The 26,523-nt window shown below is 41.1% G+C and carries 23 protein-coding genes and 1 other annotated feature; of the genes, 6 read left to right on the plus strand and 17 right to left on the minus strand.

Going from position 1 to position 26,523, the window contains the following annotated elements; translation table 11 throughout:
• Nucleotides 1-47: 47 nt before the first annotated feature.
• Together K5Q29_RS04485 and metG are read right to left on the minus strand one after the other, a co-directional pair.
• On the minus strand, nt 48-989 hold the full coding sequence (locus K5Q29_RS04485) for a competence protein CoiA (RefSeq protein WP_105139497.1): 942 nt from the start codon (nt 987-989) through the stop codon (nt 48-50).
• 63 nt (nt 990-1,052) lie between these two features.
• Nucleotides 1,053-3,056 carry a methionine--tRNA ligase gene (gene metG, locus K5Q29_RS04490; RefSeq protein ID WP_205032599.1) on the minus strand — a complete coding sequence of 668 codons (2,004 nt, stop codon included), beginning with the start codon at nt 3,054-3,056 and terminating at the stop codon, nt 1,053-1,055.
• Nucleotides 3,057-3,211: 155 nt separating this feature from the next.
• Here metG and K5Q29_RS04495 point away from each other — a divergent pair, with 155 nt between their 5' ends.
• The 5 genes from K5Q29_RS04495 to aroB all read left to right on the plus strand — a co-directional run bounded on the left by K5Q29_RS04495 (nt 3,212) and on the right by aroB (nt 8,172).
• Complete coding sequence (locus tag K5Q29_RS04495; protein WP_105139222.1) at nt 3,212-3,805, plus strand: DUF1361 domain-containing protein; 594 nt, start codon at nt 3,212-3,214, stop codon at nt 3,803-3,805.
• 299 nt (nt 3,806-4,104) lie between these two features.
• Nucleotides 4,105-5,142 (plus strand): 3-deoxy-7-phosphoheptulonate synthase, encoded by a 1,038-nt coding sequence (locus K5Q29_RS04500; protein ID WP_024400035.1) that lies wholly within the window; start codon nt 4,105-4,107, stop codon nt 5,140-5,142.
• Nucleotides 5,143-5,151: 9 nt separating this feature from the next.
• Complete coding sequence (locus K5Q29_RS04505) at nt 5,152-6,177, plus strand: 3-deoxy-7-phosphoheptulonate synthase (protein WP_012027207.1); 1,026 nt, start codon at nt 5,152-5,154, stop codon at nt 6,175-6,177.
• Nucleotides 6,178-6,222: 45 nt separating this feature from the next.
• On the plus strand, nt 6,223-7,092 hold the full coding sequence (locus tag K5Q29_RS04510) for a shikimate dehydrogenase (RefSeq protein ID WP_105139223.1): 870 nt from the start codon (nt 6,223-6,225) through the stop codon (nt 7,090-7,092).
• Nucleotides 7,093-7,104: 12 nt separating this feature from the next.
• Nucleotides 7,105-8,172, plus strand: a complete 1,068-nt coding sequence (aroB, locus tag K5Q29_RS04515) for a 3-dehydroquinate synthase (RefSeq protein WP_105139224.1) — start codon at nt 7,105-7,107, stop codon at nt 8,170-8,172.
• 408 nt (nt 8,173-8,580) lie between these two features.
• On the opposite strand, the gene K5Q29_RS04520 is transcribed toward aroB, so the two are convergent.
• The 11 genes from K5Q29_RS04520 to K5Q29_RS04570 all read right to left on the minus strand — a co-directional run bounded on the left by K5Q29_RS04520 (nt 8,581) and on the right by K5Q29_RS04570 (nt 19,834).
• Nucleotides 8,581-9,381, minus strand: coding sequence for an ABC transporter ATP-binding protein (locus K5Q29_RS04520; protein ID WP_002940641.1), 801 nt, complete (start codon nt 9,379-9,381; stop codon nt 8,581-8,583).
• Nucleotides 9,382-9,390: 9 nt separating this feature from the next.
• Entirely contained in the window at nt 9,391-10,284 is an 894-nt protein-coding gene (locus tag K5Q29_RS04525; protein ID WP_002940642.1) for an ABC transporter permease, read from the minus strand.
• Between the two features lie 54 nt (nt 10,285-10,338).
• Nucleotides 10,339-11,313, minus strand: a complete 975-nt coding sequence (locus tag K5Q29_RS04530) for an ABC transporter substrate-binding protein (protein WP_024400039.1) — start codon at nt 11,311-11,313, stop codon at nt 10,339-10,341.
• Between the two features lie 23 nt (nt 11,314-11,336).
• Nucleotides 11,337-12,296: an ABC transporter substrate-binding protein gene (locus tag K5Q29_RS04535; RefSeq protein ID WP_105121769.1), complete on the minus strand. Its 960-nt coding sequence runs from the start codon at nt 12,294-12,296 to the stop codon at nt 11,337-11,339.
• Nucleotides 12,297-12,938: 642 nt separating this feature from the next.
• Nucleotides 12,939-13,940: a tagatose-bisphosphate aldolase gene (gene lacD, locus K5Q29_RS04540; protein WP_044761030.1), complete on the minus strand. Its 1,002-nt coding sequence runs from the start codon at nt 13,938-13,940 to the stop codon at nt 12,939-12,941.
• A 23-nt stretch (nt 13,941-13,963) separates the two neighbouring features.
• Entirely contained in the window at nt 13,964-15,109 is a 1,146-nt protein-coding gene (nagA, locus tag K5Q29_RS04545) for an N-acetylglucosamine-6-phosphate deacetylase (protein WP_024395469.1), read from the minus strand.
• 261 nt (nt 15,110-15,370) lie between these two features.
• Nucleotides 15,371-15,709: a YlbF/YmcA family competence regulator gene (locus tag K5Q29_RS04550; RefSeq protein ID WP_029180450.1), complete on the minus strand. Its 339-nt coding sequence runs from the start codon at nt 15,707-15,709 to the stop codon at nt 15,371-15,373.
• A 9-nt stretch (nt 15,710-15,718) separates the two neighbouring features.
• Nucleotides 15,719-16,822, minus strand: coding sequence for a prephenate dehydrogenase (locus K5Q29_RS04555; protein WP_105153189.1), 1,104 nt, complete (start codon nt 16,820-16,822; stop codon nt 15,719-15,721).
• A 7-nt stretch (nt 16,823-16,829) separates the two neighbouring features.
• Complete coding sequence (gene aroC, locus K5Q29_RS04560) at nt 16,830-17,996, minus strand: chorismate synthase (protein ID WP_221877014.1); 1,167 nt, start codon at nt 17,994-17,996, stop codon at nt 16,830-16,832.
• A 3-nt stretch (nt 17,997-17,999) separates the two neighbouring features.
• Nucleotides 18,000-18,674, minus strand: a complete 675-nt coding sequence (aroD, locus tag K5Q29_RS04565; RefSeq protein WP_044758954.1) for a type I 3-dehydroquinate dehydratase — start codon at nt 18,672-18,674, stop codon at nt 18,000-18,002.
• Nucleotides 18,671-19,834, minus strand: a complete 1,164-nt coding sequence (locus K5Q29_RS04570; protein ID WP_105139228.1) for a class I SAM-dependent rRNA methyltransferase — start codon at nt 19,832-19,834, stop codon at nt 18,671-18,673. Before K5Q29_RS04570 ends, aroD begins: the two co-directional genes overlap by 4 nt.
• A gap of 115 nt (nt 19,835-19,949) precedes the next feature.
• On the opposite strand from K5Q29_RS04570, the gene K5Q29_RS04575 reads away from it, so the two are divergent.
• On the plus strand, nt 19,950-22,130 hold the full coding sequence (locus tag K5Q29_RS04575; protein WP_105139229.1) for an LTA synthase family protein: 2,181 nt from the start codon (nt 19,950-19,952) through the stop codon (nt 22,128-22,130).
• Nucleotides 22,131-22,323: 193 nt separating this feature from the next.
• Here K5Q29_RS04575 and K5Q29_RS04580 read toward each other — a convergent pair whose 3' ends face one another.
• The 4 genes from K5Q29_RS04580 to infC all read right to left on the minus strand — a co-directional run bounded on the left by K5Q29_RS04580 (nt 22,324) and on the right by infC (nt 26,345).
• Entirely contained in the window at nt 22,324-24,828 is a 2,505-nt protein-coding gene (locus K5Q29_RS04580) for a pneumococcal-type histidine triad protein (RefSeq protein WP_105139230.1), read from the minus strand.
• Nucleotides 24,829-25,208: 380 nt separating this feature from the next.
• Complete coding sequence (gene rplT, locus K5Q29_RS04585) at nt 25,209-25,568, minus strand: 50S ribosomal protein L20 (protein WP_105139231.1); 360 nt, start codon at nt 25,566-25,568, stop codon at nt 25,209-25,211.
• A 43-nt stretch (nt 25,569-25,611) separates the two neighbouring features.
• A complete protein-coding gene (gene rpmI / locus K5Q29_RS04590) occupies nt 25,612-25,812 on the minus strand; it encodes a 50S ribosomal protein L35 (RefSeq protein WP_012027223.1) in 201 nt (66 codons plus the stop codon).
• A 26-nt stretch (nt 25,813-25,838) separates the two neighbouring features.
• Entirely contained in the window at nt 25,839-26,345 is a 507-nt protein-coding gene (infC, locus tag K5Q29_RS04595; protein ID WP_002940606.1) for a translation initiation factor IF-3, read from the minus strand.
• 40 nt (nt 26,346-26,385) lie between these two features.
• Nucleotides 26,386-26,514 (minus strand) — a sequence feature (ribosomal protein L20 leader region).
• Nucleotides 26,515-26,523: the final 9 nt, after the last annotated feature.

Raw genomic sequence — 26,523 nt, forward strand, 5'->3', positions numbered from 1 at the left:
AGCATATTTTCAAAAGCAATATATACACCTCCATCAGCTATCTCTATTTACATTGGTTTTCTATAAATTATAGGTGGATATAGAACCTGTTTCTGCTTGTCTTCAATACTGTCATAATACTGGTCAAAATCCTGATAGACTGGGCTTAGATCTTTTTGTATTTGGGCAAAGCCAATGGCAGAGCGGGGTAGACGGATGTGGGGATACCATTCTTCTGCCGTCTTTGTCAGCAAATTCTCCCCTCGGCTATAAGACTCTGCTTGTAGGGCTAACCAATTGGGGGATTTGTAATAAAGCTGTTGTGCAATGTAGCGAGGCAAATCCCTATCTAACGGGCAAGTAAGATGTGATAAAGCTTGCTTGGCAAATGGCAGACGCAAGATTTCCAATAAATTTCCCTCGCCAAATGGAAAAACCTTTGTCAGACAGTGGACCTTACCTCGTAAGTCTTCATGAATAAGGTAACGAAGACGCAATTCTTTTTTCTCGTCATCCAATTCCCAGAGGTAAAAACCCATGTTCATACTAAAAGAGAGAAATTGCTTGTGTAATTTGCTTAATCTTTCTTTTAACCATAGGCCTTTTCCCAACAGCCAGAGAACCTGAAGACCAGCTTCATGATAGGCTTGCGTCCTCACCTGCAAACGAGAAATGGGTAGACTGGAACACTGTACTTCCAAAGCTAGACTATTATTAACAAATAAATCAGCGACCTGCCCTATACTAGGCAGGCATTTTTCAAGTTCAACTTGTTCGGCATTGATTAACCAACTGTACAGACAAGACTTAAGGGACAGGTGCTGGGCCGACTCATTCTCGGAAAAGTATGTGCAATCCCGCAGGGTTACGTGGGCAAAGTGCGAACGCAGAACTTTTCCGGATTTGTATCGGACCAGTCCTCCACAATCTGGACAGCAAAAGCGACCTTGCGGCGCAGGATTTTCCAAGACATTAAAAACTTGTCCATCTTCATCAAGTGCAACTAACATAAAACCTCCTTTCTATATTAGTTCGCAAAAAAACACCCAGCTGTGCTGAGTGTTTGAACTTTCTTACCCAATCTGACTGCCGTTTGGTACTGATGGATCGACTGTTAAGAGTGTTAAATTGCCGTCGTGTTCGGCTGAGAGGATCATGCCCTGGCTGAGCAAACCCATCATCTTACGCGGCTTGAGGTTGGCAACGATTTGGACTTTCTTGCCGACCAACTCCTGCTCATTTGGATAGTACTTGGCGATACCCGATAGGATTTGGCGGTCCTGACCGTCACCTGCGTCCAGACGGAACTTGAGCAGCTTGTCAGAGCCCTCCACCTTGGCCACTTCCTTGACTTCGGCCACGCGGATTTCCACCTTATCAAAGTCCTCAAACTTGATCGCAGCTTTCTCGTTTTTCAGTTCCACGTCAGCTGGGTCCCATTCTTTTTCTTCCTCTTGGGAAATAGCAGAGCTGCCACCCATTTGTGCTTGGATATAGGCGATTTCCTCTTCCATATCCAGACGTGGGAAGATAGGCATACCTTTTGCGACCACTGTCAAACCAGCTGGAAGACCTGCAAAGGCAAGGTTTTCAAGGTCAAATGCTGTTCCCAAACCAAGCTGTTCCATAATGGCATTAGACGTCGTCATCATAAATGGTTGAATGAGGTGAGCCACCACACGAAGACTTGCTGTCAAATGAGCCATCACCGCTGCCAACTTGTCACGGTCAGCTTCTTCTTTTGCCAAGACCCACGGTGCTGTTTCATCGATGTACTTGTTGGTACGGGAGATGATATTCCAAACAGCTTCCAAGGCACGTGGATAGTCAACAGCTTCCATATACTTGTGATAGCTTGCCAAGTTGTCAGCTACTACTGCCGCCAAGTCCGCATCAAAATCAGTCACGTTAGCAACAAAGGTTGGTACCTGACCGCCAAAGTACTTGTTAATCATCGCAACTGTACGGTTGAGCAAGTTTCCAAGGTCATTGGCCAGTTCATAGTTGATACGGCCAACGTAGTCTTCTGGTGTAAAGGTTCCGTCAGAGCCGACTGGCAGACTACGCATGAGGTAGTAACGGAGTGGATCCAGGCCGAAACGCTCGACCAACATTTCTGGATAGACCACATTGCCCTTAGACTTGGACATCTTGCCATCTTTCATGACAAACCAGCCATGAGCAACCAAGCGGTCTGGCAACTTCATATCCAACATCATAAGCATGATTGGCCAGTAAATGGAGTGGAAACGAAGAATGTCCTTACCAACCATGTGGTAAACTGTGCCATTCCAGAACTTGTCATAATTGGTTGTTTCATCCTGACCATAACCTAAGGCCGTCGCATAGTTGAGCAGGGCATCAATCCAGACATAGACAACATGTTTTGGATTGGACGGAACAGGTACTCCCCAAGTAAATGATGTACGGGATACTGCTAAATCTTCCAAGCCTGGCTCGATGAAGTTTTTCATGATTTCATTGAGGCGGCCGTCTGGCTGGATAAAGTCTGGATGAGCATTGAAAAACTCGACCAATTTATCCTGATACTTGCTGAGGCGGAGGAAATAGGATTCTTCTGATACCCAGGCAACCTCGTGACCGCTCGGAGCGATACCACCTGTTACCTTGCCATTTTCATCTCGGAAGACCTCTTCTAATTGACTCTCGGTGAAGAATTCCTCGTCCGATACGGAGTACCATCCAGAATACTCTCCCAAGTAAATATCGTCCTGTGCCAGCAATTTTTCAAAAACAGCCGCCACCACTTCCTCGTGGTAATCATCAGTCGTGCGGATGAACTTGTCGTAAGAGATGTCTAGCAAGCTCCAGAGCTCCTTGACGCCAACCGCCATGCCGTCAACGTAGGCTTGCGGTGTCAAACCAGCCTCTTTTGCCTTTTCCTCAATCTTCTGCCCGTGCTCATCAAGCCCTGTTAGATAGTAGACTTCATGCCCCATAAGGCGTTTGTAACGAGCCAATACATCGCAGGCAATGGTCGTATAAGCTGAACCGATATGAAGTTTTCCAGACGGATAATAAATCGGTGTGGTGATATAAAACGGTGTTTTTGTCATGCTTTTTTCCTTTCAAATTCAGAGCAAATGAAACCCTGTTATTGACAACATCCTATTTTATCATATTTTCAGCTAAATCACAAAATGGTTCTAACTACAATTCTTCCTCTATCTATGCTATACTATGATACAACTCAAACAGAAAGAGGTCATCTATGTTTACAAAGAAAAATATTCTTACTCATCTCTTTTTCCTCATCATAGCAGTCGGACTAAAACGGTACGGTATCACAGCACCTGACTTGACATGGAATATGTTCTTGGCATTGGTAGCACTTGATTTTGCAATCCTTACCAATCATACAAAGTCCCATATCCTCAAAGTGATAGCAGGTCTCCTCTGGCTCTTTTTCTACCCCAATACTTTTTACATGGTGACAGACATCGTCCATATGCACTTTGCCAACACAGTACTATGGCAACGAGAAAGCATGATTCTATTTATGCTTTATGTCCCAAGTATTTTCTTTGGGGTCATGGCTGGCGTTGAAAGTGTACGACTTATTTTCTCTGCTTTTTCTATCAAATCCTACTGGCTAAAACTGTTTATGATTAGTGGTCTTTCCCTACTATCCAGCTTTGCCATTCATATCGGACGATATGCAAGACTGAATTCATGGGACATCTTTACCAGACCAACTGTCGTTATTGATGAAATGCTTGCTGTTATTTCGTGGGATGCCCTCCCCTTTATCCTCGGCTTCACCTTTATCCAAATTATGGTTCTTGTCTTTTCAATAAATGAATAAGATTTTTATCTCATAGCCATTATCTTCAATCATCTTCCCACACTCAAGGACTATCGTTCCTTTTGGGAAGATTTTTCAAGGACATAAACAAACTTTTTTGATAAATTTATATCTTCTCCGTTTCTCTCCATTACATTTTTATCCAAACTGTATGAGGCAAAAATCGTTAACCTATTGTAAGCAAAATTTCTTAAATTTCCTTTATATAAAATATTCAGAATTTACTGTAAATTTTACATAAAATCATAGATATTGATTTTAAATTCTTAAAAATAATGGTATAATTGAGGAATCTATAAATGAAAGAGGGAGATCTATTGTTTACACCAATCAGCGAAAAAATTGACATCAATCAAGTCCGAGAGCATTCTAAACTTTCTCCTGAAACACTTGCTAAAAAACAAGCTCGTGACCGTGAACTTGAAGCCATCTTAAAAGGAGAAGATGATCGTCTTCTCCTAGTGATTGGACCATGTTCATCTGACAATGAAGAGGCTGTCTTAGATTATGCTCACCGCTTGGCCAAGCTCCAAGAAGAAGTCAAAGATAAAATTTTCATGGTCATGCGCGTCTATACTGCCAAGCCACGTACCAATGGTGATGGTTATAAAGGACTCATACACCAACCAGATACAGATGCTGCACCAAGCCTCATCAACGGAATCAAAGCAGTTCGTAACCTCCACTATCGTGTCATTACGGAAACAGGTTTAACTACTGCTGACGAGATGCTCTACCCTGAAAACCTACCTTTGGTTGATGACTTGGTTTCCTACATCGCTATCGGAGCTCGTTCGGTTGAAAATCAGCAACACCGCTTTGTAGCATCAGGCATCGATGTTCCAACAGGCTTGAAAAATCCAACATCTGGTAACCTCAAAGTCATGTTCAACGGTCTTTTTGCTGCTCAGAAGAAGCAATCCTTCCTCTTCAACAATACTGAAGTTGAAACATCTGGCAATCCACTTGCTCACGTTATTCTTCGTGGTGCAGTCAATGAAAATGGTAAATACCTACCAAACTATTACTATGACAATCTTCTAGAAACCATTGAGCTCTATGACCAATTTGGCTTGAAAAATCCATTTATTATTATCGATACAAACCATGACAATTCTGGGAAAAATTATTTGGAACAAATCCGTATCGTCCGTCAAACCTTAATCAACCGTGACTGGAACGAATCCATTCGTAACTACGTTCGCGGCTTCATGATTGAATCCTACATTGAAGACGGTCGCCAAGACAATCCAGATGTCTATGGAAAATCCATCACAGACCCTTGCTTAGGCTGGGAAAAAACACAAGAACTCATCCGAGAAATTTACAACAGATAGGAAAATACTATGGGAATCCACAAACGTAGCACCAGTTTAGACATTGATAAAGTAAAGGAACTTTCCAAGTTAGAAGGAGAATTTCTAGCTGCAAAAAATCAGCGCGATGAAGAACTGAAAAGAATTATCCGAGGTGAAGATGACCGTCTGCTCTTGGTTATCGGCCCTTGCTCATCAGATAATGAGGAGGCCGTTCTAGAATATGCACGTCGTCTCTCTAAGCTTCAAGAGGAAGTCAAAGATAAAATCTTCATGGTCATGCGGGTTTACACAGCTAAGCCACGTACCAATGGGGAAGGCTATAAAGGACTGGTTCATCAGCCAGATACTTCTAAATTACCAGACCTCATTAATGGAATTGCAGCCGTTCGTAATTTGCATTACCGTGTCATTACTGAGACCGGACTCACAACTGCTGATGAAATGCTCTACTCTGCCAACTACCCTCTTGTGGAAGACTTGGTGTCCTACCATGCTATCGGAGCACGTTCGGTGGAAGACCAAGAACACAGATTTGTTGCATCAGGTGTCGATATGCCAACTGGTATGAAAAACCCAACTTCTGGTAATTTGACCGTTATGTTCAATGGTATCTACGCCGCACAAAACAAACAGAACTTTATTTACCGCGACGCAGAAGTTGATACAGATGGCAACCCTCTAGCTCATGCTATCCTTCGTGGTGCCAATACTGAAAAGGGCGGTTATGAACCAAACTACTACTACGATATTCTCTTGAAAACCATCAAACAGTATGAACAATTTGGTCTTAAAAATCCATTTATCGTAATTGATACCAACCACGACAATTCTGGTAAAAACTACCTGGAACAAATCCGTATCGTCCGTCAGACCCTCATCAACCGTGATTGGAATGAAGCCATTCGCAAATATGTCCGTGGTTTCATGATTGAATCCTACTTAGAAGACGGCCGTCAAGATAGCCCTGAGGTATTCGGCAAATCCATTACCGATCCTTGCTTAGGTTGGGAAAAAACGGAAGCTCTAATTCGTGAAATTCATCAAACTGTCTAATTCTTCCCTTAATTTTTTATAGGATAAATAATTTGGAGGTAAGCTATGAACATTGATGGTTACACTCGTCTTGCTGCCGTTGTTGCAAAGCCAATCAAACACTCCATTTCCCCCTTCATTCATAATCTGGCTTTTAAGGAAACAGGTGTAAACGGTGTCTATGTCGCTTTGGAAATTCCAGAAGAGGATTTGGCTGCTACTCTTGAAAATATCAAACGCTACGATATGTTTGGCATCAATCTTTCCATGCCCTATAAACAAGCTGTCATTCCTTATCTAGATGATTTAACAGCCTCTGCACGCCTGATTGGCGCTGTCAATACTGTCATTCATCAGAACGGCTTACTAATCGGTCATAATACCGATGGCATTGGATTCTTCAAAAGTTTAGAAAAACTAAGAGGATTCCAAGTACGCAACAAGCGACTGACCATTCTAGGTGGTGGTGGTGCTTCTACTGCTATCATAGCTCAGGCTGCATTGGATGGTGCAAAGGAAATTACCATTTTCTGCCGTCAACAAAGCTTGGAAAGAACACAGGCGAGTCTTACACCTATTGCTCAAGCAACTGGAGTTCCTATGCAGGTCCTAGCGCTCAAAGATAGCCAATTACTACAGGAACGTATTACCAACTCCGACTTACTAGTCAACGGAACTAGTGTAGGCATGGATGGGTATTCTCAACCTGTTCCTTCTACCATTCGCTTTCCTGAAAATCTTTTGGTTGCGGATGTGATCTATCAACCATTCGAAACACCTTTAATGAAGCTTGCCCAGTCACAAGGCAACCCAACTATCAATGGTTTGGGCATGCTCCTTTTCCAAGCGGCTGAAGCATTCCAAACCTGGACTGGAAAAGAAATGCCGACTGACTTGATTTGGGACCAATTAGTCCAGAAATACGACATCAAATAGAGAGGAAATCTGATGAAACTGACCGTCAATCTTCCCAACACTCCCTACGACATCCTTATCCAAAGAGGAAGTTTAGCACAGACAGGTACATGGGTCAAAGAACTTTGGAAACCTCAGAAAATCGCCATTATTACAGATGACCACGTTGGCTCACTCTACCGTGAAACAGTCCAGTCAAGCTTAGAACAAGCTGGTTTTGAAACCATTGTTTTTGAATTTCCAGAAGGTGAAGCCTCAAAAAATCTTGATACCGTCAATCAGGCCTACGAATTTCTCGTAAAAAATGGTATGACACGAAGTGATGGAATCATTGCTCTCGGCGGAGGAGTCGTTGGCGATTTGGCAGGTTTTGTCGCTTCTACCTATATGCGTGGTATCCATTTCCTACAAATCCCAACCAGCCTAACTGCCCAAGTTGATTCTTCTATCGGGGGAAAAACTGGCGTGAACACCCCATTTGCTAAAAATATGGTGGGGACCTTCTGCCAACCAGACGGCGTTCTCATCGACCCTGATACCCTCAAAACACTCGGCAAACGAGAATTGATTGAAGGAATGGGCGAGGTTGTCAAATATGGCTTAATAGATGATGTGGAGCTCTGGGAAACCCTAGACCAATTAGACGGCTCTGTCGAGAGCATTCTGGAGCATGCTGACTATATCGTCTACCACTCCTGTGAAGTCAAACGCAAGGTTGTTGTCGAAGATGAATTAGACAACGGTGTCAGACTCTACCTCAACTTCGGTCACACGATTGGACATGCTATTGAAGCGACCGCTGGCTACGGCCAGGTCATGCACGGTGAAGCTGTTGCCATCGGTATGGTACAAATCTCACGCGCAGCTGAGAAAAAAGGACTGATGCCAGCTGGTCTGACAGAAAAAATTATCGCCATGTGTGAAAAATTCGGCTTGCCGACTACACACCAGCCTTGGAATGTAGATGAATTATACGCCGCCCTAACTCACGATAAAAAAGCACGAGGCAAGACCATCAAACTTGTCATCGTACCACAATTAGGCCAAGCAGCCATCCATCAAATCCCAATGGAAGAAATGCTGGAATTTCTACAAGTATAGTCTTTTAGTTTACTTTTAGTACTTGCTCCAACTATCTGGGAGATAGTTGGAGGTTGGAAATAAAGCGAACAAAGTTCGCATCGACAGCCGAAGGCATAACTCAATGCTTTCTTGTTTCTAGGTGACCAGCTGATGTACTTCGCTTTTTTGTTTTCAGGCTCAGGTACGAATAGTCCACTGGACTATTCGTATCCCCCAGATTGCTTGCACAGTTAATGGACTGTGCAAGGTGGGAGATAAAAGAGCGAAGCAAGTCGCTTTTGCAAAATCAGGCAAGGCGAGTTCAAACAATCCAGTAGAGTGTTTGAATTTGGAAAGTTTCCTCTTACGTCGAAGTAATAAAAGTCAACTAAATGACGATATAAGAAAAAGACTACTGATTTGAAATTCATCAGTAGTCTTATTTTTTTATAAAATCATTTCATCGTCTGTCAGCTTCTCACCACTGTTTTTGTAGAAAAGGTCCATTAGATTTTGAACTGTGAGGTTCTTCTTCTCTTCACCTTCTACATCAACAACAATCTGACCACGGTGCAACATGACCAAACGATTACCATATTCAATGGCGTTTTCCATATTATGCGTAATCATAAGAGCTGTCAACTGGTGACTTTCCACGATTTTCTTAGTCAATTCCATGACCATATCGCTGGTTTTTGGATCCAGGGCAGCAGTATGTTCGTCCAGGAGCAGAACTTTTGGTTTAACCAGCGAAGCCATCATCAAGGTCAGAGCCTGACGTTGACCACCTGAAAGAAATTGCGTGTCAACCTTCATACGGTTTTCTAGTCCCAGACCAAGCTCTTTCAAGGCTTCCTTAAAAATAGCACGTTCACTATCCTTCACACCCCAGCCAAGACCACGTGACAATCCACGACGATAGGCAATAGCCATATTTTCTTCAATGGTCAAGCGGGAAGCTGTTCCCATCTTAGGATCTTGGAAGACACGGCTGATGTCCTTAGAACGTTTGGCAGCTGAGACATGCTTAATGGATTTACCTTCAAGCAAAATATCACCCGAATCAACCGTCAAGGCACCTGCAAGTGAGTTCATGAAAGTTGATTTACCAGCACCATTACCACCAATGATGGAGATAAAATCACCCTCTTTTACATCTAAGTTCAACCCACGAAGGACATGGTTCTCATTAACTGTTCCAGCTTCGAAGGTTTTATGAATATTTTGAATTGATAAAATTGTAGACATGACTTCCTCCTAAGCATTTCCATTCAATTTTGGACGACGAATATTCAATTTCTTCTGCAATTCTGGCACATAGAGAACGGTTGCCAGAAGGATAGCTGAGAAGAGTTTAACAAGGTCTGCATCCATACCTGGAATTTCCAAAATCGCTAAGATAATCAAACGGTAAACAACTGCACCGAGAACAACCGATAGGAGTCTCCAACCCAGGCGTAAGTTACGCAAGATAACTTCTGCAATAATGACAGATGCTAGACCGATAACAATGGTACCAGTACCTGAATTGAGATCTGCATAGCCATTATTCTGAGTAAGAAGAGCGCCACAAAGGGCAATTAGACCATTCGACAACATATAGCCGTAGATTTTCATATTGTCTACATTGATGCCATTGGCCTCACTCATTGGAATGTTATCCCCTGTTGAACGAATAGCTAGACCAATTTGTGTATTGAGCAAGAGCGTCAATAGGCCTACAACTGCTAGTACAAAGACCAGACCAATGACCAAAACAGCATTTGTTTTTGTCAAACCAAAATCCTGCAATTGGGTCACCAGTGTTTCTTGCTTAAGTAGAGCTACATTGGCTTTGCCTAAGATTTTCAAGTTGATAGAGTAGAGACCTGTCAAGGTTACAATACCGGTCAAAAGGGCTGGAATTTTTAGTTTTGTATGAAGTAAACCAGAAATCAATCCTGCACCCATACCAGCTACCATAGCCATAAAGGTTGCCAGCAAGGGATTCACTCCGTTCACAATCCCTGTCGCACAAACAGCAGCTCCAAGCGGATAAGACCCCTCAGCTGTCATATCAGCAATATCTAAAATACGAAACGTCAAGTAAACACCAATCGCCATAACTGACCAAAGCAAGCCTTGCGAGATACTTGATAAAATAATATCCACGATTTTCTCCTTTTTCTAAATTCGTAGTCAATACTAGGTTCTATCTTACCGATCTTATTCAGATACAGCAAGCTTAGAAGTATCGATACCTAATTTCTGAGCCATTTCTTCATTAACGTGAAGACTGACGGTCTCTGGGTATTCTACCGCTGTTTCTGACACATTGGCTCCTTCGATAATCTTAATAGCCATTTTTGCAGTTTGACGACCTAAAGCTTCATAGTTGGTACCGTAAGTCAAAAGACCTCCTTCATCCACCATGTCCGTTGAACCACCGATTACTGGAACCTTATGCTCTACAGATAATTCACCGATCATGGTCATGGTTGAAGCGACAGTATTGTCCGTTGGAATAAAGAGAGCATCTACATCCTTCATCAAACTTGTTGTCGCATCTTGCACTTCATTAGTCGAAGTGATTCCTTTTACCACTACCTTATAACCTGCTTTTTCTAGCAATTCCTTAGCTTGCTCTACCTGAACTTCTGAATTACGTTCGCTGGTTGTGTACAGAATGCCTACTGTCTTTGCATTCGGAACAGCTTGACCGAGCAATTCAACCTGTTTGTCAATTGGAGCTTGATCAGAAGTACCTGTCAACAGTCCACCTGGTTTTTCAATGGATTCTACCAAGTCAGCTGACAAGGGATCTGTAACTGCAGTAAAGACAATCGGCGTTTCAGTAGACACAGTCGCTAAACTCTGGGCAGACGGCGTAGCGATTGCCAAGACAATATCATTTCCATCGATTAATTGTTCTGAAATGGTTTGAAGGTTAGCTTGATCACCTTGGGCATTTTGATAATCCAAAACCAATTTTTCACCCTCTTTGTAGCCATTTGCTTCTAATTCCGCCACAAAACCCTCACGGGCAGCTGTCAATGATTCATGCTCCATATATTGGAGAACTCCAACTTTGACCACATCTGAGGAAGCTTGTTCTGATGATGAGGAACAAGCTGCAAGTGTTAGCAAACCCATACTTGCTACTGAAATAGTTGCCAATTTTTTTACTAGCTTATAATACATAAACGTTTCTTCTCCTAAATATTTTACTCTTCTAATGCTTTTATAGTTGCTGCATCAATACCAACAGCTTTAGCCATTTCTTCATTGACGGTAATAGCCGCTGTATTTGGTTTTGCAACTGCTAAGTCAGCTGGCTTTTCACCCTTCAAAATCTTCACGGCCAATTCACCAGCTTGAACACCGATAGCATGGTAGTCGACTCCGTAGGTAAATAGAGCTGCGTCAATAACTGCCGCGTCACTTCCCATAGCTGGAACTTTTGCTTCTTTTAAAATATCACCGATTGTTGAAGCTGTAGAGGCAACTGTGTTATCAGTTGGAAGATAGATAGCATCGACTTTTCCTGCAAGTGAAGTAATAGCTTGCTGAACATCGTTTGTAGTCGTAACTGTTGTCACTTCTACCTTTACACCTTTTGCTTCGAGTGCTTTTTTAGCCTGCTCAGCTTGAACTTCTGAGTTTACCTCGCTAGAATTGTAGAAAATACCGACAGTCTTCGCAGTTGGTACAACTTTGAGCAACATCTCGATTTGACCTTCCACATCAGTTGCATCAGTCGATCCTGTCATGGTCCCACCTGGTTTTTCCAATGATTCAACCAAACCTGCTTCAACTGGATCTGTGACAGCTGTGAATACACTTGATGTTTCACTATCTGCATTAAGCATGGCTTGAGCTGCCGGTGTTGCGATGGCAAAGTTAAGATCATTTTTCCCTGCCAATTTCTCAACCATTGTCTGTAAGTTTGCTTGATCACCTTGGGCATTTTGCAAATCAATCGTCAGATTTTCACCTTCCTTGTAGCCTGCTTCTTCGAGTGCCTCTACAAAGCCTTCACGAGCTGAGGTCAATGCTTCATGTTCAGCATATTGAATAATACCAACATTGACTGAACTTGAATCTGACGAATTGGAACTGCATGCAACAAGCGTTACTGCTGACAAAAGTGCCACTGAACTAAGTATAATTTTTTTAAATCCCATGATTATTCTCCTTTTATAAATATAATTGCAAACAAGAAAGGACCGCTTAGACTACACTCTAAACGGTCCTTATATTTCATCTGTATAGGAAAACAGAATGAATTATCCGTGCCATCTAGATGTATCATCTATGGGCACATGTCAAAATAGCTACAGCCACATAGATACAAACTTTACGTTCCCGTGTTTGCATCCATGTTTACCATGTCTACAAACACTATCTAAAATAGCCGTAGAAATAAGTATGATTAGCTGAATGATTTTGACACATTTGTAACATCTCTGTTTCCCTTTCTCATTTATTTGTAACTATCATAACTGTTTTCAAATTATTTGTCAATAGGAAATTGCGTAAATTTTCAGATTTTTCAAGTTTTTTCGAATTTTTCTAAAAATAGCCCCCTATATTATTAGCTATAAAACGATCTGTCAACAGCCGCAGCTATAACTTAATTTCTAGCATTGACTTGAAACAGTCCTCTAGATTGCTTGCAGAGTAAATAGAATGTTCAAGGTGGGAGATATAAGAGCGGATTGCAAAATCAGGTCAACAACGCTGAGCTTGATTTTCGAAGGGTATAAATGACTATATTTGATGTCACAAAAAAAGTCTGAACCTAAGCCCAGACTCTACTAAAACAATTATTTTACTTCAACTTTTTCAGTCCAAGGACGTGCTGTAGTTGCTAGAACCTCGTTGAGTTCTTCTACGTTGCGGCGACCTTGATCTGCCAACCAAGCTTTGGCTGCTTCTTCACCCTCGCTTGCAAAGATGGCTACTGCATCCTTCCAAGTCGCCCGACCACAAAGGACACCATTAAAGCTTGAACCTGCTTCTTTGGCAAAGACAAGTGTTTCTTGGAAGAGTTTAGCAGACACACCTGCACTCAAATAAATGAATGGCAAGTGAGTGCTATCTGTTTGTTCCTTGAAGAAGGCCTTAGCTTCCTCAACTGTATAGACTGGCTCTTCATCTGTGTAGCCTTCTACAAAGTTCATATTGACAGGCACTTCAACCTTGAGCACGTCGGCATTATAACGTGACTTGCTAAATTCACGCATGGCTCCATTAACCTTGTGTGGTTTGAGGGCTGCGTATTCACGAGAAGTCACATCCATATCGCTGGCATCGTAAGTCAAGATTTCGACAAAGTAAGGAATATCTTCTGCGATACACTCACTACCAATACGTTCTACCCAGGCATGCTTAATGTCGTTGATTTCTGGCTTGTCATCTACATCATAGTAAAGCAAGATTTTTACGGCATCTGCACCCAATTCCTTGATGCGTTTTGCAGACCAGTTTGGCAAAAGGTCTGGCAAACGACCTGGTGTGGACGCATCGTAACCTGTTTTTTCATAAGCAGCAATGAAGCCACAATCTGCATGACGCAATTCTGAAGCTGGAACACCATACTCAGCATCCAAGAGGATAGAGCTTGCATAAGGGGTTAAATCACTTGAGATGACTTTCTTGAAGTCAATCAAAATGTCATCTCCAAATTCGCCACCACCTGCTGCAGCAGCAAGCAAGCGTTTCAAAGCCCCCCGTTGGTCAATCGCCAAGGCAGCAATTACCTGATTGCTGTTTGACAAGCGGGTCATGTGATTGAATTTAGCCTGAGAAAGTTGTAATTTTGTCATTAGTTTCCTCCTAAGGAATTTTATTAACCAAATCGTTTCACGCCATCTAGATAGGTCGCTTGTAAGCGTCCTGCATCATCTACGACGATAAAGTCTGCAGCTCGGCCTTCTGCAATCCGACCGCAAATATGGTCAATATTGACAGAGCGAGCTGGTGCCAGAGAGGCCATACGAAGGGCATCAGGTAGGGACACCAAGCCCCATTTCACAACATTCTGTACTGCTTCGATCAATTCTAAGATAGAACCTGCCAAACTACCACTTTCTTTTAAACGAGCAGTTCCATCTTTTACAACAACTTCAAATTCACCGAGGCGGGACTCCCCTTCACCCATACCGCCAGCTCGCATACAGTCCGTAATCAAAACAGTTTCCTCTGCTCCACGTGCTTTGACCACGATTTCTGCCGCAGCTGGATGAACATGGTGTCCATCACAAATCATTTCCGCATAGACATTTTTTAAATTCAAAGCAGCCCCGACCATACCTGGTTCACGGTGATGAAGCCCACTCATCCCATTGTAAACATGGACGAAGATATTGGCACCAGCTTCTACTGCCGCTTCCGCTTGCGCATAGGTCGCATCGCTGTGAGCCAAGGCAGTATGAATTGCCTTGCTGTTAGCAAACTCGATGAATTCTTTGACGCCTTCACGTTCTGGAGCAATAGCAATTTTATTGACTAAACCTTTAGATAAGCTGTGCCAGTTGTCCAACTTTTCAATGGATGGATCGCTCATGTACTTAGGATTTTGTGCTCCCTTGTATTTTTCTGTAAAGAAGGGACCTTCTAAGAAAATACCTTGAATCTTGGCGCCTGTTTCCTGCCCTGCATAGGTCCCAATCGTTTCACAAACTGCATCTAAATTTTCAGTCGTATCCGTTAAGGTCGTTGGAAGCCAAGAGGTTACCCCACAAGACAAGAGACCTTCTGAAATTACCTTGATCCCTTCAAAATCATTGTCCATAACATCGTGAGAAGCGTAGCCGTGGATATGTGTATCAACTAGCCCTGGTGCTAAATGAAAGTCAGAATAATCAACAATCTCCCCTTCAGGCTTTTCAGTCACAATCCGTCCAAACTGACCCTTGTCAGTAATTTCCAAATAGGCTGATTCGACCTCACTCTCTGGTAAAATAATAGATTTTGCTTTTATAAATACTGTCATATTATCTCCTTTGTTGATATATATATTTATCAAACTGGTTATAACCATATACTAAATATATTGTAGAACTTCTATTAGAAAATGTCAAGTAATTACCATAACTTTATAAGAAATGGATGCTGGAGAAGGTAGAAAAAAGAGTTCTTACTCCCCAAAGTACCGTTTCTGAATCTGTACTTGGAGATAAGAACTCTACGTAAGCAGCGTATACTAGGCGTCAATCCATGACCTAACACCCTGCTCCTATCAAATATAAATATATTACAACAATTCGTTGAGAGGCTTAAAGATGATACGTTCCAAATCAGCTACATAAGTTCCCAACTGTTGTTGCTTGCTGAAATATTCCGTCAAAAGTGGATTTCCCTGAACTTTCTTGTTGAAATCCAACATTTTCTTTTGGTCAGCTTCAGTAGGAATTTCACCAGCCTGCAATTTAGATTGGATTTCTTTTTGGAAAGAAATATAACTTTCCAATATTTCTTTGGCTTCTGAATTCTCCTCAACTGAGACCTTAACGGCTTCCACCGCCTTATATTCAGGAAGGTTACGGATTGCACGTTCCAATTCATTTGCTATATCATAGATATTTGTTGACATATTTTTCTCCTAATCTAAATGGATTTTGTAAGTCGTCTGCTCTCTTAAACGTTTCGCAGCGTCTTCCAAATTTCCCTTGTTTTTAAACGTGATTTGTAAAATACCGTGTATATCTTCACGGTTCTCTTCATTGATACGAATATTGACAATGGAAATACCCCGTAAGACTTCCAAAACCTTCAAAATCGTATCTTCCTCATCAGGAACACTAAGGAATAAATCGTAGAAAGAATCAACACCTGCACGCTTGTGAATTTCCATGGCTTTACGAGTTTGACGTCCCTTATCAAAAAAGTCCCAAATTGCTTTTTGATCGCCAGATCTGAGAACATCTGAAATTTCTGAGAGACGTGCTTGAAATTCCTCGATTCGATTTAGAATAGAATCTGCATTGGTTAGCAAAATGTTAGTCCACATGCTCGGCTCACTTTCCGCAATCCGTGTCATATCTCTAAATCCTCCAGCTGCAAAATTATTCGTAAAGGGATGATCTTGGGCATACTCACCAGCTTGATGCATCAAACTAGAAGCCAATACGTGTGGAAAATGTGAAATTTGACTGGTCACACGGTCATGTTCTGCCGCATCAATCTGAACAAAACGTGCCCCCGTTCCAGATAACAAGTCTGTCAATCGGGGAACCGCATCCTGCTTGGTAGCCTGACACGGTGTCATAATGTAGTAAGCATTCTCAAATAGATGGAGATCTGCTGCACTGGCACCAGATTTATGACTACCTGCCATAGGGTGTCCACCGATAAAATTAATTTGTCTTGGCGCCAAATGTTCCTCAGCAGCAACCACAATTGCAGACTTCGTTGAACCTGCATCTGTAATCAAGACCGTATCCTTCAATTCAAGGGCACTAAATTCTTTAATCAAACGCAAAGAAACTTGAATTGGAACACAAAGAAGAATCACATCAGCCTGCTTTGCTACACCCTCCATTTCTGTTGATACCTCATCAACCATCCCCTTGCCCAAGGCAATTTGGCATGATTGTTCGTTAGGATCAAAGCCAATGAGGTGATAGTCAGGATGGTCTTTGCGAATACAGAGCGCAAGTGAACTTCCAATCAACCCTAGACCTACAATTAAAATCGTTTTTTTCATTAATTACCTAGAAATTTTTGACATAGTCGCGATGACTGGCTACTGCAGCTTTCAATTCCTCCATATTATCGGAAGAGAACTTCTCTAGGATTTCTGTCGCTAGAGTTGTAGCTACGACTGATTCCATGACTACACCAGCTGCTGGGAGAGCCGTTGGATCTGAACGCTCCACAGTAGCTTTATAAGGCTCATGAGTGTCAATGTCAACCGACATCAATGGATTATAGAGGGTCGGAATTGGTTTCATAACACCACGAATGATTAGGGCCTCGCCATTGGTCATACCACCTTCGAAACCACCTAGATTATTGGTTCGGCGTGTATATCCTTTTTCTTGGGACCAGAGAATTTCGTCCATGACTTGGCTCCCTTTGAGATAGCCAGCTTGGAAGCCTACTCCAAATTCTACTCCCTTAAAAGCATTGATTGAAACAACAGCCTGCGCTAATTTTGCATCTAACTTTTTATCCCATTGCACATATGACCCCAAGCCAGCTGGAACTCCTCCAACAACAGTCTCAATCACTCCGCCAATAGTATCTCCATCTCGCTTGATTTGATCAATATAGGCTTTGATTTCTTCTTCACGCTCTTGGTTGACAATGGATACTTCTGACTGGGCTACACGCTCTTTGATTTCTGCTACGCTTAAACCATCTGAGACATCAATTTCCTTCCCTCCGAAAACGACTACATGGTTAGCAATTTCAATATCCAACTCAGCCAAAATCCGTTTGGCAACCGCACCAACAGCTACACGCATAGTTGTCTCACGCGCACTAGAACGCTCCAAGGAATTACGCAAATCATCAAAGCGATATTTCATACCACCAACTAGGTCAGCATGTCCTGGTCGTGGATGTTTGATACGACGCTTACTTTTGAGCTTCTCTTCGATGTCCTCAACTGCCATAATATCCAACCATTTTTGATGGTCTTTATTGGTCACATTCAATGTAATCGGGGCACCGGTTGTCTTACCGTGACGAACACCAGCTGTAATCTCTACGCGATCTGTTTCAATCTGCATCCGACTACCACGACCGTATCCACCTTGGCGCCGTGTTAAATCTTCATTAATATCCTCGGCTGTTAAAGGAAGACCAGCTGGAACTCCCTCAATAATGGCTGTTAGACGTGGTCCATGAGACTCACCAGCTGTTAAATAACGCATAACTTAATTCTCCAAAATTTCCAGAAACTTACGAGTGTTGCTTAAAGACATTTGTCCTGGTGCAGATGTTTCATCTAAGCTGGCAAAAGTCCAGCAGGAGCCTGTAATTACACCTGCAATACGTGTTAACTTCCCTAGTTCACCCATGGCGATCGTCGCAAATATCTGCTCAGTGTTCAGTGATTTAAAACCACGAGTATAATTCATAACATCTAGGACATCCTGCTCTGTTTTAGCCATTACAGCCATTTTAACAACAGCTGGTGATAGGCTAGTCAGTTCAGACATGATTTCCATATAATTAGACGGTGTTTCCTCAAAATTATGATAACTCAACACAAGGTTAGGAAAATCCAACATCTGCTCAAAAACCGACTTATAAGAGTAGTATTCAAAATCAATATAATCTGGCTGATAAAGCGCTGCTACTTCTTTGATTACATTGACATATTCTTGATCGTCCAAATCCAAGTGACCGCCTTCACGTGTTGTCCGAATGGTGAAAACTACTTCCTTACCACTACATTTTTCAAATATAGCAGGTGCTACTCTTAAAATATCATCTTTCGGAAGATAGTCTGCTCGCCATTCAACAATATCTGCCTCTGCTAGACGTTCTACATCAATGGCCTCTACCTCTTCCAGATTTCTAGGCATAATAGGAACTACTATTTTCATTTATCTACCTGTATCGTAAAGACCTTTAGGTAATTACTACTTTCATCATTTTTATTGATTACAAAATCGGCTGGCAAGCGATAAGTTGCCTCATAGCGATGTTTTCTAACACCAAACCCTTTTTCAATCTGCCGCTTAAATTTTTCAACAGAAACATTTGCAGCGTTGGTCGAAGCAATAATAGTTCCACCTGTATTTAGTATTTCCAAAGATTGAGAAATCAGCTTGTGATAATCCTTGGCTACTGAAAAGGTTTGTTTCTTATTTCGTGCAAAGCTTGGCGGATCCAAGACAATCACATCATAGGTCAAGCCTTTACGTTTGGCATATTTGAAATATTCAAATACATCCATTACTACAAAGTGATGATTATCTAAGTCTAAACTATTAACCTTAAAATGAGCTTTAGAAAGTTCACGTGAGCGTTTGGCTAAGTCAACAGAAGTCGTTTCCCCTGCTCCGCCCATAGCAGCAGCAATAGAAAATGCTGCCGTGTACGAAAACATGTTCAAAAGTGACTTGCCTGCCGCCAGACCATCCACCAAGGAACCACGTACCTCATGCTGATCCAAAAAGATGCCCGTCATCAGACCATCATTCATAAAAACCTGATAGTGAACTCCATTTTCCAACACAGTGAAATATTCAGGGGCTTCTTCTCCATAAAGATGAGCAGACTCGAAGGCCAAACCTTTAAAACGAATCTTCTCATAAGCTCCTCTTACTTCTGGAAATACCTGTTGAAAGGCCGCAACAATCATCTCTTTGACAGAATAAATAAAGGTATTATACCATGAAAAAACTGCGTATTCATCATACAAGTCAACCGTCATTCCACCAAAATTATCTCCATCTTGATTAAATAAACGAAACGCATTCGTCATCTCAGATTGATAAAAATGTTGGCGCTTCTGTTTAGCATCCACGAATAATTTAACAAAAAAATCCATGGTCAAGTCTTGGTTGCTTCTACCAAACAGCCAGCCTATCCCCTTATTCTGTTTGGACAAATAAGCCTGACCTAAATAGGTTCCAGACTCTGAATACAAAACAGCCAGCCTGTCTTCATCAAATGAAAAACCTGAAAAATCAGCGCTATCCAAGAGTTGAATCCCTCTGTTTATTTTCTGTTCTGCAATACGGTTTACCTTTATTTTCATAGAATTATTATAACATGTTTCTTCATATATGCCAAAAAAACTCTAAACTTTGAGGCTTATTTTAAAATTATGGTATAATGAACTAAACTTTTAGAAAGGACCATGAGGTTTTATTGTGAAAAAACTAATTGACTATGTCAAGAAGAGCGGACAAACTCGACTTGGTTTCGTCTTGATTTTGCTAATCATCTACTGGCTCAAAACACTCTGGGCCTACTATGTTGATTTCAACTTAGATACACAAGGGTTTTTCCAAAATTTTATTGCTGTTATGAATCCTCTACCAGTCGGGATTTTATTACTCGGTCTCTCGCTTTATATAAAGAATACAAAAGTCTTCTATAGCGTAGCGATGATCATTTACATTATTCTTTCCGCCTGGCTCTTTTCAAATGCAGTCTATTATAGAGAATTTTCCGATTATATTTCCATCTCTACTATAATGGCTACCTCTAGTGTATCTGCTGGATTAGGGGAAGCAGCTCTTAAGTTATTTAGGCTATGGGATATTGTCTATTTTATTGATTTTATCATTTTTGGAATCCTAGTCTATCGTAAACTACTCCGGTGGGATAAAAAGACATTTCATAAAAAATCTAGCTTTGCTATTACAGCACTATCAGTCATGCTTTTCTCCATCAACCTCTTTTTAGCAGAAATTGATAGACCAGAGCTACTTACGAGAGGATTTTCTAATACTTATATCGTCAGAGCCCTTGGTTTACCTGCTTTCCTTGGTTACAATGCTAATCAAACCTACAATGCCCACAAGAATCGTTCTGGAGCAAAATCTACAGATTTGGAGCCTGTGAAACAATATATTGCAGAACATTATGCTCAACCGAATGACAACTACTTCGGTATTGCCAAAGGGCGAAATGTTATCTATCTCCACCTAGAAAGCTTACAACAATTTGTTATTGACTATAAGCTGAATGTCAACGGTGTCGAGCACGAAGTCACACCTTTCCTCAATTCTCTGTATCATTCTAGCTCTACTCTCGCCTTTTCTAATTTCTTTAACCAAGTTAAGGCAGGTAAGACCTCTGATGCCGAAACCATGATTGAAACCTCTCTTTTTGGACTCAATCAAGGCTCTTTCATGGTCCAATACGGTGGAAGCAATACCCAACAAGCTGCACCATATATTCTCTCTCAAAATGGAGGATATACATCTGCTGTATTCCACGGTAATGCAGCCAGTTTCTGGAATAGGAACAACACCTATAAACAGTGGGGCTACAATTACTTCTTTGATCAATCCTACTTCTCTAAAGCCACTGCTGAAAATTCATTCCAATACGGTCTGAATGATAAAATCATGTTCGCCGACTCTATCCAATATCTTGAACATTTGCAGCAACCCTTCTATACCAAATTTATCACGGTTTCCAACCATTACCCCTATACAACCAGCTTGATTGGGGATGAAATCGGCTTTCCATTAGCCAATACAGATGATGAAACCATTAATGGCTATTTTGCTACTGCCAACTATCTCGATGCGTCCATAAAGGCATTTTTCGATTACTTAAAAGCGACTGGCTTGTACGAAAACTCCGTCATCGTTCTCTATGGTGATCACTATGGAATTTCTAATTCACGTAATCCTGACTTGGCACCGTTGATTGGAAAAGATTCACAGACTTGGTCAGATTTTGACAATGCCATGATGCAACGTGTCCCTTATATGATTGTTGTACCTGGAATGACCAACGGTGGAATTTTTGATACCTATGGTGGTGAGATTGACGCACTTCCTACTCTCGAACATCTTTTAGGAATCAAATCCGATAACTATCTCCAAGTTGGTCAAGACCTGCTTTCCAGCCAACACAGCCAAATTGTGGCTCTTCGAACCGCTGGAAGTTTTATTACACCAAAATACACTAGCTACGAAGGTAAAATCTATTATACAGAAACTGGTCTTGAAATTACAAATCCAGATGAGACAACTCAGAAAGAAATTGATGCAATTAAAGAAGCTACTGCAGCACAACTGGCGACTAGCGATGCCATTCAAACTGGTGATCTTATCCGGTTCTTCGACAATGGATTGTCAGCCTTGGATCCAAGCCAATATAACTACCTTGACTCATTGGCTGCCGAGATTGCACTAGAGAATAAACTTGGCAAACAATCAACAAGTTTGTATAGTACAAACGGCAATAAATCAACAATTGACCTATTTAAAGCACCAAGCTACCTAGAACTTCACGGTAGTACAACTGCTACTAGCACACCAAATACTGGTACAAGCACTAGCTCAACAAGTACCAGTTCAAATTCACGGTAATACACTAAAAGGCTTAGAATCATGTCAGTTACTACATTGATTCTAAGCCTTTTTATACTCAATGAAAATCAAAAACAGGCTAGGCGACGCAGATGCAGATAGAACTGAAGTTCATCAAATCAAGTCAACAACGTCTGATTTTGATTTTCGAAGAGTATTAGACCACTATTTCAAATCACTCATCTCTATTTCATCAAGGAAATATAGAATCCTCACTAGGCTCTTCCTCTGTTGATGATTTTTTAGGGATATCTATGGGAGCAACAGTACTACTTTCAATTGCTTTTGTATCTTCTGTTGTAGTTTCAGCTTCTGTTACAGTTTCTACATCTGTCGCTTTTGGACTAGGTGTCAACAAATCATCTAACCAGCTATCTGCGTTCCCTTCTCCATTAGGGACATCGGGAGTATTCGGCAATGGATTCCCAGGCAACCAAGTATCACCTGGCTCAACTGTCCCATCTTTGCTATCACTTTCAACTTTATCGAAATGAATATCGTAGACAGTATCTTCCAAAATAGGTGTATCCCATGCTACATTCGGAATAACAGGTTTTGTATAATCTCGTTTATAACCTGTATCACTCTTCAAAGATGGCGGAAAAATTCCAGCCTGGTTTAGTGTTAACCCTTTTCTAACAAGGTAAACCACTGTTTTACTAGTTCCCAAATGGGTCTGAAGTTGACCGCCTTCACCTGCTCGAAATGCGAGGGCTACATAATTCTTTGGATCATGCCAATAGTAATTTGGATGTCTACTTGGATCATTGATGTCCGTTGGATTATCCGTATTATTAGCAATGTAAGGCCCAATACGAGGAGTCGTTGTCCCAAATGCTGCCAAGCTCGTTGTGGCACTAACATAATCTGTATCTTTTTCACCACCAGTAATAACTGTCCTAAACTCAATGAACTCATAATCTTTGCTTGGAACCGGTTCTGGTACAACAAGCCCCTGCTCCTTAGCTTGTTTCCAAGTTAAGTCAGATTTCACAAAGTATATGAACCCTGCTCGAATCTCACCATTTAATTTTAAACGACCATTGGCTATCGCACTATATTTAACAGGTACATAGTCTGATAAATCGATATTTGAAACATCATCACTTGGAGTGTAAATATTTTTGGTTGGCTTACGATAAACATTATCAAAATCAGCATAAAAACTTTGATGTTCTCTTGCCATCTTGCCAGACTTTGGCAAAGTAGCATTCCAACCATTAAAGACACGTCCCTTTTGTTGAAGGGTCTGCGGATAGGCGATATTCAAATCCTCCCAATTTAAATCTTTACGAACCAAATAATAAACTCTCTTCGTTTTTTTACCATTAACGACAAAATCACCAAAATCACTATTTGTACTGAATGTTACTAGAATGAAATTTTTAATATCCTGAAGACCTTCCGGATGATACTTTTGATGGACACCATTACGTGTTAAATTTTCTGTCGAACCTTCTGTATAAAAAGGTCCATATACTGATTGTTTCTCAATAGCAAGATTTACCGTTTCGGTCTTAACATCACGCTCAGGATCATCTGGCAAACTAGGATCAATTTTATAAACGTGCGCATGGTCCCCATGGCGTACACTCATATAGTTCCCATCAATTGTAATATCCTCACGTTTTACTTTAAAACGCTCCATGTACTGTTTAATGAGACGTTCTTTTCTCTGTTCAAGAGTTTCTCCATCCTTTTGTTTAAGAATACGATCTTCCGGACTTTCAAACGGCTTCCTTATATCAATTTCCTTTAATAAAACAATATGTGTGTGATCTCCATGCGGATACTCTAATCCAATTTGACCGTCAACAATGACTTTCTTAAGACGTGATGGCTCTAAATTCAGTTCTTTTGCTAAGTAGTCCAATTTCGTTTGATACTCAGTATTTTCTACCTCAGGTTGTGACTTCTTATCCGATTCAACATTTGGTTTATACTGATTCACAAGATAAGACCATTTACTCCTTTTCAATGTTTCAAAATGAATAAGATGCAAATGTTTCCCATGCCTTACTAGAATCCCGGTTTCCGTTACACCGCTGATATTTTGCCCATCAAACAAGAAACCATCACTCGTTTGAAAATCAATCCCCGGAATCCCTTCCTGTTGGTGAACGATAGGAAAAGTTGGCGACTGACGACTATCAGAGGTCAATTGTCTGTGTGTCGTGCCACCTAAGCTTGATTTTAAAATATAGTGATAATGATCCCCATGCCGAACAGTATAGCCATTGGCATCCTCTGCGACAATATCTTTAGGATCAAAAACGTATTCATCTTCGGTCTGTTTCGAGCCTGACGATAATTGGCTTCTCTTAGGTTGAGAAGAATGTTTTTTTTCTTGATAGTTTTCAGGAATTAAATAAGCCCATTTTGTATTCTTTAAATCTGAATAAAAGAAAAAGTGCTTATGATCACCATGATTGACAATAATTCCTAAATCAGTTTTTTCCTCAATTTGTGACTCATCAGTGAGTAAAAAACCATCATCCGTCGCCTTATCAATCCCTGGAACTTCCTTTTTCGAATCTGAAGGAATCTCTTTTGATTGCTTTGATTGCGATGTTTCTATGCTTGTTGTTTTTTGATGGTTCGATTGCTCTCTATAGTTAGACGCTTGATAAGTAACCAATGCTACAGCACAAATAAGCGATACTCCTGCTACATAAAGCAAAGTCTTACCTTGTTTCATATCTATGTTTCTCTCCTTATTTACCATTATTATATTACCGACATGATAAATGTAATCAACTATTGTAAAATAGCATCACCACATCCACTTATTATAGTCTTTTAGTTTACTTTTATTACTAGCTTCAAAGGTTCGGGGAACCTTTGAAGGTCGGAAATGAAACAAACGAAGTTTGTGTCAACAGCCGCAGGCATAACTGAAGTCAGGCAAGGCGAATTAACGAAGTAATAAAAGAAAAACTAAATGACGATAAAGTTAAAAACTGTCGATTTATTTACTAGTTAAGTATATCACCCATATCGAAATTTAGCAAGTGGTGAGCTACTTTCCAAAAATAAAGAACCTGGTTCATCACTACCAAGTTCTTTATATTTTTATACTTATTTAGCAAGTTTTACTTTAGCAGCATCTGCAAGAGCTGTGAAAGCTGCTGCGTCATTTACTGCCAAGTCAGCAAGCATTTTGCGGTTTACTTCGATTTCTGCCAATTTCAAACCGTGCATCAATTGTGAGTATGACAAACCGTTCATGCGAGCAGCCGCGTTGATACGAGTAATCCACAATTTACGGAAATCACGTTTTTTCTGACGGCGGTCACGGTATGCATAGTAGTAAGAGTTCATTACTTGTTCTTTCGCAGTGCGGAACAAGAGATGTTTAGCTCCGTAGTAACCTTTAGCTAATTTTAAAATACGTTTACGGCGTTTACGAGAAACAACGCCACCTTTAACACGTGCCATTTAATTTTCCTCCAAATGATAATCTAAATTCTAGTAAGTCGGCTTATTTCAAACCTGTAAGCATTGATTTGATACGCTTGAAGTCACCAGCATGTACCATACCTGCTTTACGAAGGTGACGACGTTGTTTTTTAGTTTTACCGTGGAAACGGTGTGAAGTATAAGCGCGGAAGCGTTTCAATCCACCAGAACCTGTACGTTTGAAACGTTTAGCTGATGCGCGGTGTGTTTTTTGTTTTGGCATGTTAATTCTCCTTTTGCTTAAAAAGCTTATTTTTTATCTGAAGCTGGGGCCAATTGCATAAACATTTGACGTCCGTCCATCTTAGCACGTTGTTCGATAATGGCAATATCTTGGGTTGCTTCAGCGAACTCAGCTAATACTTTCGCTCCAACTTCTTTGTGGGTAATCATACGACCCTTGAAACGGATCGAAACCTTAACCTTATTTCCTTTTTCAAGGAATTTACGGGCATGACGAAGTTTTGTCTCGAAGTCCCCTTTATCAATAACTGGACTTAGACGCACTTCTTTTACAGTGACAACACTTTGTTTTTTGCGTTGTTCTTTCTGTTTCTTCTGATATTCAAATTTGAACTTACCGTAGTCCATAATTTTCGCTACTGGTGGTTTAGCTTGGGGTTGAATCAATACTAAATCCACGTTGGCGCTATCAGCAATGGCCTGAGCCTCATTGAGTGGTTTGATTCCCAACTGTTCACCCTCAAGACCGATAAGACGAACTTCACGCACTCGAATTTCATCATTGATGAACAAATCTTGCTTTGCTATGGCTTTTCACCTCATTTTATATTTTTCGAGAAAAACGAAACGGACTTGCTAAACAAGTCCGCACTACACCATTATTCTTTCCGAAGAAATCTTAATCCGTAGAGCCAGACAACGTTAGTCGCAAGGCGAGAAGTTCTCACTTCTGCTTTTCTCAATACGACTA

The sequence above is a fragment of the Streptococcus sp. 2018037 genome (genome assembly GCF_019754195.1).
In the GTDB taxonomy this organism is placed as follows: domain Bacteria; phylum Bacillota; class Bacilli; order Lactobacillales; family Streptococcaceae; genus Streptococcus; species Streptococcus hashimotonensis.